The following is a 13,548-nucleotide window of genomic DNA, read 5'->3' on the forward strand; positions in this document are numbered from 1 at the left end:
TATGGACTTTACGATTCAACACTTTATAGCCCTGGCGCCGCTGCTGATCACCAGCGCCACCCTTGTGGTGGTGATGCTGGCGATCGCCTGGCGGCGCAACCACGCCCAGACCTTCCTGCTATCGGTGGCCGGTCTGAACCTGGCATTGCTGTCGATCTTCCCGGTGCTGAAAGTGGCACCGCTGGCGGTCACCCCGCTGTTGCAGATCGACCAGTTCGCCTGCCTGTACATGGCCCTGATCCTGGTGGCCACCCTGGCCTGCGTCACCCTGGCCCACGCCTACCTGGGCGATGGCAGTAGCGGTTACCCGGGCAACCGTGAAGAGCTGTACCTGCTGATCCTGCTGGCCGCCGCTGGTGGCCTGGTACTGGTCAGCGCGCAGAACCTGGCCGGCCTGTTCATTGGCCTGGAGCTGCTCTCGGTGCCGGTCTACGGCCTGGTGGCCTATGCCTTCTTCAACAAGCGCTCCCTGGAAGCCGGCATCAAGTACATGGTGCTTTCGGCCGCCGGTTCGGGCTTCCTGTTGTTCGGCATGGCCTTGCTCTACGCAGAAGCCGGCAGCCTGAGCTTCAGCGGTATCGGCCAGGCCCTGGCCGCCACCGGCCTGCCAAGCCCGCTGGCGCAACTGGGCCTGGGCATGATGCTGATCGGCCTGGCCTTCAAGCTGTCGCTGGTGCCTTTCCACCTGTGGACTCCTGACGTCTACGAAGGCGCCCCGGCCCCGGTCGCCGCCTTCCTGGCCACCGCCAGCAAGGTGGCGGTGTTCGCGGTACTGGTGCGTCTGTTCCAGCTGTCGCCAGTGGCCAGCAGCGGTGTTCTGAGCAACGTGCTGACCGTGATCGCCATTGCCTCGATCCTGGTGGGCAACCTGTTGGCGCTGACCCAGAGCAACCTCAAGCGTCTGCTGGGTTACTCCTCCATCGCCCACTTCGGTTACCTGCTGATCGCCCTGGTGGCGAGCAAGGGCCTGGCCATGGAAGCCATCGGCGTGTACCTGGTCACCTACGTGATCACCAGCCTGGGCGCCTTCGGCGTGATCACCCTGATGTCCTCGCCGTACAAGGGCCGTGACGCCGACGCCCTGTACGAGTACCGCGGCCTGTTCTGGCGCCGTCCGTACCTGACGGCTGTGCTTACCGTGATGATGCTGTCCCTGGCCGGTATCCCGCTGACCGCCGGCTTCATCGGCAAGTTCTACATCATCGCTACCGGTGTCGAAGCGCACCAATGGTGGCTGGTCGGTTCCCTGGTAATGGGCAGCGCCATCGGCGTCTTCTACTACCTGCGAGTGATGGTCACCCTGTACCTGATCGAGCCGAACCTGCGCCGCGTCGATGCCCAACTGCACTGGGAACAGAAAGCCGGTGGCGTCATGCTGCTGGCCATCGCGCTCCTGGCGTTCTTCCTCGGCGTATACCCACAGCCGCTGCTGACCCTGGTCCAGCATTCGGGCCTGGCAGGTTGATCGCTTAGGTTTCAACGCAACAAACAGAACGGCACCTTCGGGTGCCGTTTTGCATTTCAGGGCCCTGCCCTCCCCTCTTCCCAGCAAAACTCGGAATCGCCCTTCCTGCCACGTCGGCCCGGTCCGACATTCAGCCCGCTGCCGCAGGCATAGACTGCTGCCAGATCAAACGCGGCGCCTAGCGGGCCTTGACCAAAGCTGTATCTCCATCCACTCTATACGCAGGAAGCGTATGAAATGAATGCTCTGTTTATTGAACTACCGGCATTTGCGCGATACCGAAAGGGCTTCCTTGACGACGAATTGTTCTGCGAACTGCAGATCGAGTTGCTGCGCCACCCGCACGCGGGCGTTCTGATTCAGGGCACTGGCGGCTTGCGCAAGATGCGTTTCATCGATGAGCGACGCAATAAGGGCAGGCGTGGCGGGCTGAGGGTGATTTATTACTGGTGGTCCGGAGGAGCACAGTTCTGGCTCTTCACCCTGTTCGACAAGGAGCAGATGGACGACCTGCTACCGCAGCAGCGACAACAGCTCAAACAACTGCTGGAACGTGAAATCGAGGCCAGAAGACATGACCAAACGTGACATCTTTTCCGAACTGGTTGAAGGCATCGACGCCCTCACCCAGGAACGCCAGGGCAAGATCACCCTGCGCAGCCATAAAGTGAAACTCGACAAGCTGCCCCCCATCACCGCCGCCGAGGTGATGAACATCCGCCAGCAACTCAACCTCTCGCGCTCGGTGTTCGCCATGTACCTGCGCACCAACACCCGCACCCTGGAGAACTGGGAACAGGGCCGCGCCATACCCAACGCCCAGGCCACGACCTTGATACGCCTGGTGGAGCGCTACCCCGATACAGTGGAGCGCCTCGCCTCGCTGGCCTGATCCTGCACTGTTCGAAGGGCAACAAAAAACCCGCACCAGGCGGGTTTCTTGTTGCAGCGAACGCAGGCTCAGTCAGCCAGGCGCCAGGTCGTACCGCCCTTGCCGTCTTCCAGGATCACGCCCATGGCGGTGATCTGGTCGCGGATCCGATCGGACTCTGCCCAATCCTTGTTGGCACGGGCCGCCAGGCGGGCCTGGATCAGCGCCTCGACTTCTGCCGCATCGACCCGACCTTCGGCACCGGCCTGCAGGAAGTCGTCGGCCTCCAGTTGCAGCACGCCCAGCACACTGGCCAGCTCCTTCAAGCGGGCTGCCAGACCGGCCGCCGCATCGATATCGCTCTCACGCAGGCGGTTGATCTCGCGCACCATCTCGAACAGCACGGCACAGGCTTCCGGAGTACCGAAGTCGTCGTTCATCACCTGGGTGAAACGCTCGACGAAGGCTTCGCCACCGGCCGGCGCCACTTTCGGCAGGCCCTTGAGCGCATGGTAGAAACGCTCCAGGGCGCCCTTGGCGTCCTTGAGGTTGTCTTCCGAGTAGTTGATGGCGCTGCGGTAGTGGCTGGCCACCAGCAGGTAACGCACCACTTCCGGATGGTACTTGTCGAGCACGTCGCGAATGGTGAAGAAGTTGTTCAAGGACTTGGACATCTTCTCGCCATTGATGCGGATCATGCCGCAGTGCATCCAGGCGTTGGCGTAGGTCTTGCCGGTAGCCGCCTCGCTCTGGGCGATCTCGTTCTCGTGGTGCGGGAACTCCAGGTCGCTGCCGCCGCCATGAATGTCGAAGGTCTCGCCCAGGCAGCAGGTGGACATCACCGAGCACTCGATGTGCCAGCCCGGACGCCCGTCACCCCAAGGCGATGGCCAGCTCGGCTCACCCGGCTTGGCGGCTTTCCACAGGACGAAGTCCAGCGGGTCCTGTTTCGACTCGTCGACTTCGATCCGCGCGCCGATGCGCAGGTCTTCGATCTTCTTGCGCGACAGCTTGCCGTAGCCCATGAACTTGCCGACGCGGTAGTACACGTCGCCATTGCCCGGAGCGTAGGCGTAGCCCTTGTCGATCAGGGTCTGGATCATCGCGTGCATGCCGGGGATATGGTCGGTGGCGCGCGGTTCCATGTCCGGCTTCTTGATGTTCAGCCGCGCCTCGTCCTCGTGCATCGCCGCGATCATGCGCTCGGTCAGGGCCTCGAAGGCCTCGCCGTTCTCATTGGCACGATTGATGATCTTGTCGTCGATATCCGTGATGTTGCGCACATAGGTCAAGTCATACCCGCTGAAACGCAGCCAGCGGGTAATCAGGTCGAAGGCCACCATGCTGCGGCCGTGCCCCAGGTGGCAGTAGTCGTACACGGTCATGCCGCACACGTACATGCGCACCTTGTTGCCATCCAGCGGCTTGAAGACTTCTTTGCTCTTGGTGAGCGTGTTGTAGATCGTTAGCACGTTAGTTCCTTGACTGAATCACTGACCCCAGGAGTCGCGCAGGGTCACAGTACGGTTGAATACCGGAGCGCCTGGTTTCGAGTCCTTGATATCCGCGCAGAAGTAGCCTTCGCGCTCGAACTGGAAACGGTCTTCCGGCTGTGCGTTGCCCAGCGAGGGTTCGGCACGACAACCAGTGAGCACTTGCAGGGAGTCAGGGTTGATGTTGTCCAGGAAACTCGCGCTGTCCTCGGCCTTCTCCGGGTTCGGAGAACGGAACAGACGATCGTACAAACGCACTTCGCACTCGACGCTGGCGGCAGCCGGCACCCAGTGGACCACGCCCTTGACCTTGCGGCCTTCAGGGTTCTTGCCCAGGGTGTCCGGGTCGTAGGAGCAACGCAGCTCGACGATATTGCCCTCGGCGTCCTTGATCGCTTCATCGGCACGGATCACGTAGCTGCCACGCAGGCGCACTTCGCCGTTCGGCTCCAGGCGCTTGTAGCCCTTTGGCGGCTCTTCCATGAAGTCGTCACGGTCGATGTAGATTTCACGGGCGAACGGCAGCTGGCGCACGCCGAGTTCTTCTTTCTGCGGATGACGCGGCAGTTCGAGGTTCTCGACCTGGCCTTCCGGGTAGTTGGTGATCACGACTTTCAACGGACGCAGCACGCACATGGCACGCGGGGCATTCGCGTCGAGGTCCTGACGGATGCTGAATTCCAGCATGCCGTAGTCGACCACACCGTCGGAGCGGTTGGTGCCAACCATCTCGCAGAAATTGCGGATCGATGCCGGGGTGTAGCCGCGGCGGCGGAAGCCCGACAGGGTCGACATGCGCGGGTCGTCCCAGCCATTGACGTGCTTCTCGTCCACCAGTTGCTTGAGCTTGCGCTTGCTGGTGATGGTGTAGTTCAGGTTCAGGCGGCTGAACTCGTACTGGCGCGGGTGCGCGGGCACCGGCAGGTGCTCGAGGAACCACTCGTACAGCGGACGGTGGCTTTCGAACTCCAGGGTGCAGATCGAGTGGGTGATGCCTTCGATGGCGTCCGACTGGCCGTGGGTGAAGTCGTAGTTGGGGTAGATGCACCACTTGTCACCAGTCTGATGGTGATGGGCGTGGCGAATGCGATACATGATCGGGTCGCGCAGGTTCATGTTCGGCGAGGCCATGTCGATCTTGGCCCGCAGCACCCGTGCACCGTCTGGGAATTCGCCGGCACGCATGCGGGCGAACCAGTCCAGGTTCTCTTCAACCGAACGTTCGCGGAACGGGCTGTTCTTGCCTGGCTCGGTGAGGCTGCCGCGGTATTCCTTGGCCTGGTCAGGGGTCAGATCGCAGACATAGGCCTTGCCCGCCTTGATCAGTTCCACGGCCCAGTCGTGCAACTGGTCGAAGTACTGCGAGGCATAACGCACTTCGCCGGACCACTCAAAACCCAGCCACTTGACGTCGCTTTCAATGGCGTCGATGTATTCCTGGTCTTCCTTGGCCGGGTTGGTGTCGTCGAAACGCAGGTGCGTGACACCACCGAATTCCTGGGCCAGACCGAAGTTCACGCAGATCGACTTGGCGTGACCGATGTGCAGGTAACCATTGGGTTCCGGAGGGAAGCGGGTCACGATCTGTGTGTGCTTACCCGAGTCCAGGTCCGCCTGGATGATCGGGCGCAGGAAGTTGACCGGTACGGCCGGTCCAGTCTTGGAATTCGAGGTAGGGTCGACAGTGGGCTTGCTCATAGGATCCTTGAACGTACAAGTGCGCGGCCAGGTGCGGCCTGATAAATCAAAACGGATATCATAGCCGATGCTGTCAAGTGCCTGACAGAGCGCAGCTTTAAAACTGCGGCTATTAATGGCACCCAAGTGAAAAAACAGCCTCGAAATTCGTGGCGGTCACGCTAAACTGCGCTCCTTGGCTGCTGGATGGCCAAATCGGTGCGGACCCCATGCGTGCCCCGCCACCCAGGATTTTCTTGAAAACGCTTCTCCTTATAAAGAGTACCGACCATGACCCAAGTCAAACTGACCACCAACCACGGCGAGATCGTGCTGGAACTGAACGCCGAGAAAGCCCCGTTGACCGTGGCCAACTTCGTCGAATACGTGAAAGCCGGTCACTATGAAAACACCGTTTTTCACCGCGTCATCGGTAACTTCATGATCCAGGGCGGCGGCTTCGAACCTGGCATGAAAGAAAAGAAAGACAAGCGTCCAAGCATCCAGAACGAAGCGGACAACGGCCTTTCCAACGACAAGTACACCGTTGCCATGGCCCGCACCATGGAGCCGCATTCGGCTTCCGCGCAGTTCTTCATCAACGTTGCCGACAACAGCTTCCTCAACCACAGCGGCAAGACCGTGCAGGGCTGGGGCTACGCCGTATTCGGCAAAGTGATCGCCGGCACCGAGGTGGTCGACAAGATCAAGGGCGTGGCCACCACCATGAAGTCCGGCCACCAGGACGTACCCGCAGACGACGTGATCATCGAGAAAGCCGAGATCATTGAGTGATACTGCTGATTTCAGATCTGCATCTGGAAGAGGAGCGCCCGGACATCACCCGGGCGTTTCTGGAATTACTCGGTGGGCGCGCCCGCGCCGCCGAGGCGCTGTACATCCTCGGGGACTTTTTCGAGGTATGGATCGGCGACGATGCCATGACCCCCTACCAGCTTTCCATTTGCCAGGCATTGCGCGAGCTCAGCGATAGCGGCACGCAGATCTTCCTGATGCATGGCAATCGCGACTTCATGCTCGGCAAGGCCTTCTGCAAGGCGGCCGGCGCCACCCTGCTCAAGGATCCCAGCGTCGTCGACTTCTACGGCGAGCCGGTATTGCTGATGCACGGTGACAGCCTGTGCACCCGTGACGAAGCCTACATGCGTATGCGCCGCTACCTGCGCAACCCGCTGAGCCTGTGGATTCTGCGCCACCTGCCCCTGGGCACCCGGCGCAAGCTGGCGCGCAAGCTGCGCAACGAAAGCCGGGCCCAGACCCGCATGAAGGCCAACGACATTGTCGATGTGACCCCGGACCAGGTACCGCAGGTCATGCAGGAACACGGGGTGCGCACCCTGGTTCACGGCCACACCCATCGCCCGGCGATCCACAAGCTGCAGATCGGCGAACAAGCCGCCAAGCGCATTGTGCTGGGGGACTGGGACCGTCAGGGCTGGGCGCTGCAGGTGGATGAGCAGGGTTTCCAACTGGCGGCGTTCGATTTCGTACCGACGCAACTGGCGCTGCCCGGTTCGCCCTGAACGGACGCCCTCGCTGCCGTAGGAGCCAGCTTGCCAGCGAAGAGGCCAGCAAGCCTTGCATGGCCCTGTCGGACGCCTTCCCTGGCAAGCTGTTGTGGCTCAATATTCCTGAACCACTCTGTAGGAGTTTCAACCTAAGGAAGCATCATGGGATTTCGGGTTGTTAGCGCTGAAGAAAAGGCTGAAGCTATTCGCCTGGTCGTGGAAATGAATTACTCGGTGCCTAAGGCGTGTGAGCAAACCGGGGTTGGGCCTACAGCCCTGCGACGCTGGGTCGCCAGATGGCGCAAGGAGCATGAAGGAGCCTTGCTGCCCACACGCCCTCAGGACCAGGAACTGATTGACTCACTGCAGGCCAGGCTCGCCCTGCTGGAAGCCGAGAATAGCGTCCTAAAAAAGCAATTGCCCTCTCATCTGAAGGTGCTGTTCAGCCGAATCAAATGATCGAGGGTTTGAAAGGACAGCTCTCCATTCGGCACTGCTGCCGACTTCTGGGCGTGCCTCGCAGCAGCTATTACGCCAAGCACTTGGCCCGGTCTGAGCCTGGGGTCGAGCGGCAACTGGAAAAGACCATTCGGCAGTTGCACCGGGAGCATCGAGGTGCCCTGGGCGCCCGGGGATTTGCCAGGGAGCTTAAAAAGCAGGGCGTCGTGGTTGGACGCCATCGTATGGGCCGTCTGATGAAAAACCTTGGTCTGGTCAGACGACGAGCCCGTTACGCTCACTATCGTCGGACCGGAAAGCCCAGCAATACCGCAGCCAATGTCCTTGATCGTCGCTTTAATCCTGCATCGCCCAATACGTTTTGGGCCGGAGACATCACTTATATTCGCGTCGGTGGAAGCTGGCTGTACCTGGCAATCGTGATGGATCTGTTTTCACGTCGGATCGTCGGCTGGGCCTTTTCCAGGACCGCCGATGCCGAGCTGTCGCTCAAGGCGTTGCGGCTGGCTGTTGGCATACGTCGACCTGGTTCAGCGCTGGTATTCCACTCGGACCAGGGCTGCCAATACACCGCGGATCGCTTTGTCGAATACCTGGCTGAGAAGCAGATCGTGCAGAGCATGAGTCGACGCGCAAACTGCTGGGACAACGCGGTGGTGGAGCGTTATTTCCGGACACTGAAACACGACTGGTCGCCTGAAAATGGCTACCAGAATCATTTCGAGGCGCAGAAGGATGTGATGGATTTCATTGCCCATTACAACCATCGGCGTTGCCACAGCGCCTCAAACGATCTGCCGCCCGCTGCTTTTGAAAGGCTGGCGGCCTAATGCTCCTACAGAGTGGTCCAAAAAAGCTGGACCACTACAAGCCCGCTCCTACAACAAATGCCCTACCGTAAGAGCCGGCTTGCCGGCGAAGGGGCCAGCAAGCCTTGCATGACCCTTTCGGACGCCAGCGCCTGCGACGAAAGGCATCAATGCCCCGCCGCGGCTGGGCCGGCCTTGGCAGCGAATGGCGGCTTGGCCAGCCAGACCAGCAGAATCAGTCCCATGAAGCCCCAGCCCAGCAAGGTGAAGTAGTCCACGGTCGAGAGCATGTATGCCTGGCTGGTCAGGACTTGATCCAGCTGCGCGTAAGCCTTGGTGCTCGCGCCTCCGAGATTGTTCAGCGCATCCCGGGTGACCGAATCGAAGATGCTCATGCTTTCGCTCATGTAAGCGTGATGCTGGTCTGCCCGGCGAATCCAGATCCAGGTGGTCAGCGACGCCGCAAAACTGCCCCCCAGAGTCCGCAGGAAGGTTGCCAGGCCAGCGCCGTCGGCGATCTGGTGCGGTGGCAGGTCGGACATCAGGATGCTCAGGGTCGGCATGAAGAACAGCGCCACGCCGATGCCCATGAACAATTGCACCAGGGCGATGTGCTGGAAGTCCACTTCATTGGTGAAACCGGCACGCATGAAGCAGCTCAGGCCAATGGCCAGGAATGCCAGCCCGGCCAGCAGGCGCAGGTCGAACTTGTTCGCGTACTTGCCAACAAAGGGTGACAACAGCACCGGCAGGATGCCGATCGGTGCCACCGCCAGCCCGGCCCATGTCGCGGTGTAGCCCATCTGGGTCTGCAACCATTGCGGCAGGATCAGGTTAATACCGAAGAACCCGGCGTAACCCAGCACCAGCACTATCGTGCCAATGCGGAAGTTGCGGTGCGCGAACAGCCGCAGGTTGACCACCGGATGCTGGTCGGTCATTTCCCAGATGATGAACACCGCCAGCGCGATCACCGAAATCGCCGCACCGATGATGATGAAGTTCGACTCGAACCAGTCCAGGTCATTGCCCTTGTCGAGGATCACCTGCAACGCGCCGACGCCAATGACCAGCGAAATCAGCCCGACGTAGTCCATCGGCTGACGGCTGGTGACCACCGGGCGCTTGGCCAGCTGCGAACGCACCACCATCACCGCAAAAATGCCGATCGGAACGTTGATGAAGAAAATCCACGGCCAGCTGTAACTGTCGGTGATCCAGCCGCCAAGAATGGGACCAGCAATCGGCGCCACCACCGTGACCATTGCCAGCAATGCCAGAGCCATGCCGCGCCTGGCGGGTGGATAAACGGCGATCAGCAGGGTTTGCGTCATCGGGTACAACGGCCCGGCCACCAGGCCTTGCAGCACACGAAAGCCGATCAGCTCAGGCATCGAGGTCGAGATGCCGCAGAGAAACGAGGCCAGCACAAACAGCATCGTCGCCCAGAGAAACAGTTTTACCTCGCCAAAGCGCCGGCTGAGCCAGCCGGTCAGCGGCAACGCAATCGCATTGCTCACGGCAAACGAGGTAATCACCCACGTGCCCTGCTCCGAACTCACACCAAGGTTGCCGGAAATCGTCGGCAACGCCACGTTGGCGATGGTGGTGTCGAGCACCTGCATGAAGGTCGCCAGCGACAGGCCGATGGTGCTGAGCAACAGGCTGGGCGGCGTGAAAGAAGCGTTATTGCTCATCGCGAATCCTTTGGAACCGGGGTGGCGCTGCGCCCCTGCGGGGCGAGCATGCTCGCACCCACAGGGTCAGTGGCGAATCAGCGTTGCGCGGTTTTGCTGACCACAGCGCTGTTGTCATGGATCAGCTGAGCGATCATCGCGTCGGCTTCGGCCAACTGCCGGTCGTAGACGTTGGTGCTGAACGAAGCCTTTTGCTGCGGTTGCTGCGCCAGTACCGGGCCGCTCTGGTCATGCAGGTTCACTTCAACATTGGTCGACAGCCCAACCCGCAATGGGTGCTTGGCCAGTTCTTCGGCGTTGATGTGAATCCGTACCGGCACACGCTGCACGATCTTGATCCAGTTACCGGTGGCGTTCTGCGCGGGCAACAGAGCAAACGCGCTGCCGGTGCCGGCGCCGAGGCTGTCGACGGTGCCACTGTATTTCACGCTGCTGCCGTAGATGTCGGACTCGATGTCCACAGGCTGGCCGATGCGCATGTCACGCAATTGGGTTTCCTTGAAGTTGGCATCGATCCACAGTTGATCCAGCGGGATCACCGCCATCAACGCCGTACCCGGTTGCACTCGCTGGCCGAGCTGCACGGTGCGTTTGGCAACGTAACCGGTGACCGGCGCGATCAGGGTGCTGCGCGCATTGGTCAGGTAGGCCTGGCGCAGATCCGCAGCCGCCGACATCACGTCCGGGTGCGACGAGACCACGGTGTCATCGACCAGTGCACTGGTGGTTTTCAACTGCTGCTTGGCGTTGGCCAGGGCGTTTTGCGCCGAGGTCAGGTCGTCGCGGGCGTGGGACAGTTCTTCCTGGGAAATCGCGCCGCCAGCGGCAAGGTTTTTCCGGCGGTTGAAGTTGTCCTGAGCCTTCTGCACTTCGGCCTGTTGCGCGTTGACCTGGGCTTTCATGCCGTCGACATTGCTGTACAAGCCGCGAACCTGACGCACGGTACGCGCCAGTTTCGCCTGGGCACTTTGCAGACCGACTTCGGCATCGTTGGGGTCGAAGTTGATCAGCACCTGACCTTCGTGGACCAGGTCACCATCGTCGGCGCCGATGCTGACCACGGTACCGGTCACCAGCGGAGTGATTTCAACGACGTTGCCGTTGACGTAGGCGTCATCGGTGCTCTCATTCCAGCGCCCGATGAATTCGTGATAAGCCCAGACACCGGCAGCGGTGAGGGCTACAACGATGGCCAGCACCAGCAGCATCACTTTGCGCTTGCGCGGATTGCCGGTGTCTTGCGAGTTGTCTTGAGCTTGGGTGTTTTCGGCAGTGGCCATGACAAATACCTGAATTAGTTGTGCGGCGTGGCTGGAATGGCGTTGGCTGCGCTCAGGGTCTCGCCCTGAAAGCCCCCGCCCAGCGCTTGCATCAGTTGAATCGACAGATCGATCTGCTCGGCATTGAGGTTGGCCAACTGACGTTGGGCCTGCAGCAGTTGCTGCTCGATGCTGAGCACGTCCAGGTAGTTGCCGATGCCGGAACCGTAACGCTGGACCACGGTGTTATAGGAATCCTGAGCAATATCGGTGGCGTGCTGTTGCGCGCCGATTTGCCGGCCGATGTCACGCAACTGGTTGATCGTGTCGCTGACATCACCCAGCGCTTTCACCAGGCTTTTGTTGTACTGCGCCACCGCCAGATCGTAATCGGCGTCACGCGAATCGAGGTTGGCGCGCAGGCGCCCACCATCGAAGATCGGCAGCGAAATGGTCGGGGCGATGCTGAAGAAGCGACTGGCCGAACCAAACATTGCGTCACCCAACAAGGATTCGGCACCGGCGGACGCCGTAAGGTTCAGGTTGGGATAGAAGCGGGTTTTCGCCGAATCGATGTCTTTGCTCGCGGCCTCTACACGCCAGCGGGCGGCGACCAGGTCCGGGCGACGGCCAAGCAGCTCTGCCGGAAGAACCGAGGGCACAGCCACGGCGCTGGCTTGCAATACTTTGGGCCGGGCGATTTCACTGCCGCGATCCGGGCCTTTGCCGAGCAGCACGGCCAGGGCGATTTTCGCACTGCTCAGACGTTTTTCGGCGTCGATCAGGCTGGCTTCGGAACTGGCTTCCAGACTCTGGGTTTGCTGGAACTGGTACTGGCTGTCGATCCCGGCGCTCAAGCGACGCTGGCTCAGATCGAGCATTTGTCTGGTGCGCTTGAGGTCGTCGCTGGCCAGGTCATAGACGATGTGCGCTTGCCCCAGATCGCTGTAGGCCCGGGCCACATCGGCGGCGAGGGTCAATTGCGCGGCCTGACGGTCAACTTCAGCAGCACGCGCCTGGCCGAGTGCGGCTTCCCAGGCATCACGCTGGCCGCCCCACAGGTCGAAGTTGTAATTGAAGCCAGCGCTGATGTTACGCACGGTGGCGTAGGCATCGCCCTGCCCCAGCGGATCCTGATCCTTGGCCAGGCGCGAACGGCTGATGCCGGCGCTAGCGTCGAGGGTCGGATAGCGTTCGGCATCGGCGGCATACGCGGCAGCGCTGGCCTGATGGGCGCGGGCGGCGGCAATCTGCATGTCCGGGCTGTCGCGCAGGGCTTCGCGGATCAAACCGTCAAGCTGTGGATCGCCGAGGCTGGTCCACCAGTCGCTTTTCGGCCATGCCGCAGGCGACAGGGTCACACCGTTGAGGGATTGGCCGGCCTTCAGGCTTTTCGCGTCGAGATTTTTGCCTTGGGTATCGAGGCCGCTGTAATTGGCGCATCCGGCAAGGATCATCGCCGACAGCACCAGCGTCAGGCTGCTGCGCAAGGTTTTACTGCTCATTGTGTTCACCTAAGCGCTGGATGGTGATCGGGTCACCGGCGGCCAGCAGGATTTTCTTGAGGATGTATTCCAGGGTCTTCAACTCGTCCGGGGAGATCGCGCCAGCCAGTTCATTCATCGCGTCGGCGCCGATCTGCGGCAGCCGATCCGTCAACTGCTGGCCCTGTTCGGTCAGGGTCAGTTGTACTTGGCGGCGATCACCTTCGCTGCGTTGGCGAGCCAGGAAGCCCTTTTGCTCCAGACGATCGAGCATGCGTGTCATCGAACCGCTGTCCAGCGACAGGTGCCGGCACAGCTCGGCCGGGGTATCGACGCCGAACTGGGCCATGATGATCAACACTTTGAACTGCGCGGCAGTGATGCCGTGGGGTTCCATGTGGGTGTCGATGATCCGGTCCTTGAGCAATGCGGCGCGGCCCAGCAACAGGCCGAGATGGCAGGTTTTGAATTCGTCCGGGGTGAAATGCTTCATGTGCTCACCTAATAACTGCCTAGGCAGTGAATATATGTCGAGATGTTACTGCCTAGGCAGCGAATGTCAACGCAATAGTTAGGTTGCTTTGTAATTAGTTGACCAATGGACTGGGTCTTTATGCTGAACAGGCGGGCGTCATCACCAACCCGCTGACGATTAGTAGTCTTCATGCCTCTGCCTGCCGCCTGTGAATCAACGGGATTGCCCTATTCCACGATGACTTCGACAAAGGCCATGGCTCGCACGTGCTCCCGGCATCCCCCCCTTCAGCGAGTTGAAGATCGAGCGCATACAGGTGCACGACTGCAG

The 13,548-nt window shown here is 60.9% G+C and carries 13 protein-coding genes; 7 read left to right on the forward strand and 6 right to left on the reverse strand.

Going from position 1 to position 13,548, the window contains the following annotated elements; translation table 11 throughout:
* The first annotated feature begins 1 nt into the window (after window position 1).
* The 3 genes from nuoN to KI242_RS20185 all read left to right on the forward strand — a co-directional run bounded on the left by nuoN (window position 2) and on the right by KI242_RS20185 (window position 2,357).
* A complete protein-coding gene (nuoN, locus tag KI242_RS20175) occupies window positions 2–1,465 on the forward strand; it encodes an NADH-quinone oxidoreductase subunit NuoN (protein WP_011062196.1) in 1,464 nt (487 codons plus the stop codon).
* 237 nt (window positions 1,466–1,702) lie between these two features.
* Window positions 1,703–2,053, forward strand: coding sequence for a hypothetical protein (locus KI242_RS20180; protein WP_053152689.1), 351 nt, complete (start codon window positions 1,703–1,705; stop codon window positions 2,051–2,053).
* Window positions 2,040–2,357 (forward strand): transcriptional regulator, encoded by a 318-nt coding sequence (locus KI242_RS20185; RefSeq protein WP_053152691.1) that lies wholly within the window; start codon window positions 2,040–2,042, stop codon window positions 2,355–2,357. Before KI242_RS20180 ends, KI242_RS20185 begins: the two co-directional genes overlap by 14 nt.
* 68 nt (window positions 2,358–2,425) lie before the next feature.
* Here the strand turns inward: KI242_RS20185 and cysS are convergent, their stop codons facing one another.
* Together cysS and KI242_RS20195 are read right to left on the reverse strand one after the other, a co-directional pair.
* Window positions 2,426–3,808, reverse strand: a complete 1,383-nt coding sequence (cysS, locus tag KI242_RS20190; RefSeq protein WP_053159449.1) for a cysteine--tRNA ligase — start codon at window positions 3,806–3,808, stop codon at window positions 2,426–2,428.
* An 18-nt stretch (window positions 3,809–3,826) separates the two neighbouring features.
* Complete coding sequence (locus tag KI242_RS20195; RefSeq protein ID WP_053159451.1) at window positions 3,827–5,527, reverse strand: glutamine--tRNA ligase/YqeY domain fusion protein; 1,701 nt, start codon at window positions 5,525–5,527, stop codon at window positions 3,827–3,829.
* A 270-nt stretch (window positions 5,528–5,797) separates the two neighbouring features.
* On the opposite strand from KI242_RS20195, the gene KI242_RS20200 reads away from it, so the two are divergent.
* From KI242_RS20200 to KI242_RS20215, 4 genes are all read left to right on the forward strand, one after another.
* The gene (locus KI242_RS20200; RefSeq protein ID WP_011062201.1) at window positions 5,798–6,301 is read left to right on the forward strand and encodes a peptidylprolyl isomerase; all 504 of its coding nucleotides are present in this window, start codon (window positions 5,798–5,800) and stop codon (window positions 6,299–6,301) included.
* Window positions 6,298–7,050 carry a UDP-2,3-diacylglucosamine diphosphatase gene (locus KI242_RS20205; RefSeq protein ID WP_011062202.1) on the forward strand — a complete coding sequence of 251 codons (753 nt, stop codon included), beginning with the start codon at window positions 6,298–6,300 and terminating at the stop codon, window positions 7,048–7,050. Before KI242_RS20200 ends, KI242_RS20205 begins: the two co-directional genes overlap by 4 nt.
* Window positions 7,051–7,197: 147 nt before the next feature.
* Entirely contained in the window at window positions 7,198–7,494 is a 297-nt protein-coding gene (locus tag KI242_RS20210) for a transposase (protein ID WP_092308884.1), read from the forward strand.
* The gene (locus tag KI242_RS20215) at window positions 7,491–8,324 is read left to right on the forward strand and encodes an IS3 family transposase (RefSeq protein ID WP_169894174.1); all 834 of its coding nucleotides are present in this window, start codon (window positions 7,491–7,493) and stop codon (window positions 8,322–8,324) included. The genes KI242_RS20210 and KI242_RS20215 overlap by 4 nt, the downstream gene beginning before the upstream one ends.
* 146 nt (window positions 8,325–8,470) lie before the next feature.
* Here KI242_RS20215 and KI242_RS20220 read toward each other — a convergent pair whose 3' ends face one another.
* The 4 genes from KI242_RS20220 to KI242_RS20235 all read right to left on the reverse strand — a co-directional run bounded on the left by KI242_RS20220 (window position 8,471) and on the right by KI242_RS20235 (window position 13,236).
* Window positions 8,471–10,000: a DHA2 family efflux MFS transporter permease subunit gene (locus KI242_RS20220; protein ID WP_065363234.1), complete on the reverse strand. Its 1,530-nt coding sequence runs from the start codon at window positions 9,998–10,000 to the stop codon at window positions 8,471–8,473.
* Between the two features lie 77 nt (window positions 10,001–10,077).
* The gene (locus KI242_RS20225) at window positions 10,078–11,280 is read right to left on the reverse strand and encodes an HlyD family efflux transporter periplasmic adaptor subunit (protein ID WP_077934493.1); all 1,203 of its coding nucleotides are present in this window, start codon (window positions 11,278–11,280) and stop codon (window positions 10,078–10,080) included.
* 14 nt (window positions 11,281–11,294) lie between these two features.
* Window positions 11,295–12,764, reverse strand: a complete 1,470-nt coding sequence (locus KI242_RS20230; protein WP_053159455.1) for an efflux transporter outer membrane subunit — start codon at window positions 12,762–12,764, stop codon at window positions 11,295–11,297.
* A complete protein-coding gene (locus tag KI242_RS20235) occupies window positions 12,754–13,236 on the reverse strand; it encodes a MarR family transcriptional regulator (RefSeq protein ID WP_011062206.1) in 483 nt (160 codons plus the stop codon). Before KI242_RS20235 ends, KI242_RS20230 begins: the two co-directional genes overlap by 11 nt.
* Window positions 13,237–13,548 lie beyond the last annotated feature (312 nt).

This window comes from Pseudomonas sp. Eqa60 (assembly GCF_018326405.1).
Taxonomy (GTDB): domain Bacteria; phylum Pseudomonadota; class Gammaproteobacteria; order Pseudomonadales; family Pseudomonadaceae; genus Aquipseudomonas; species Aquipseudomonas protegens.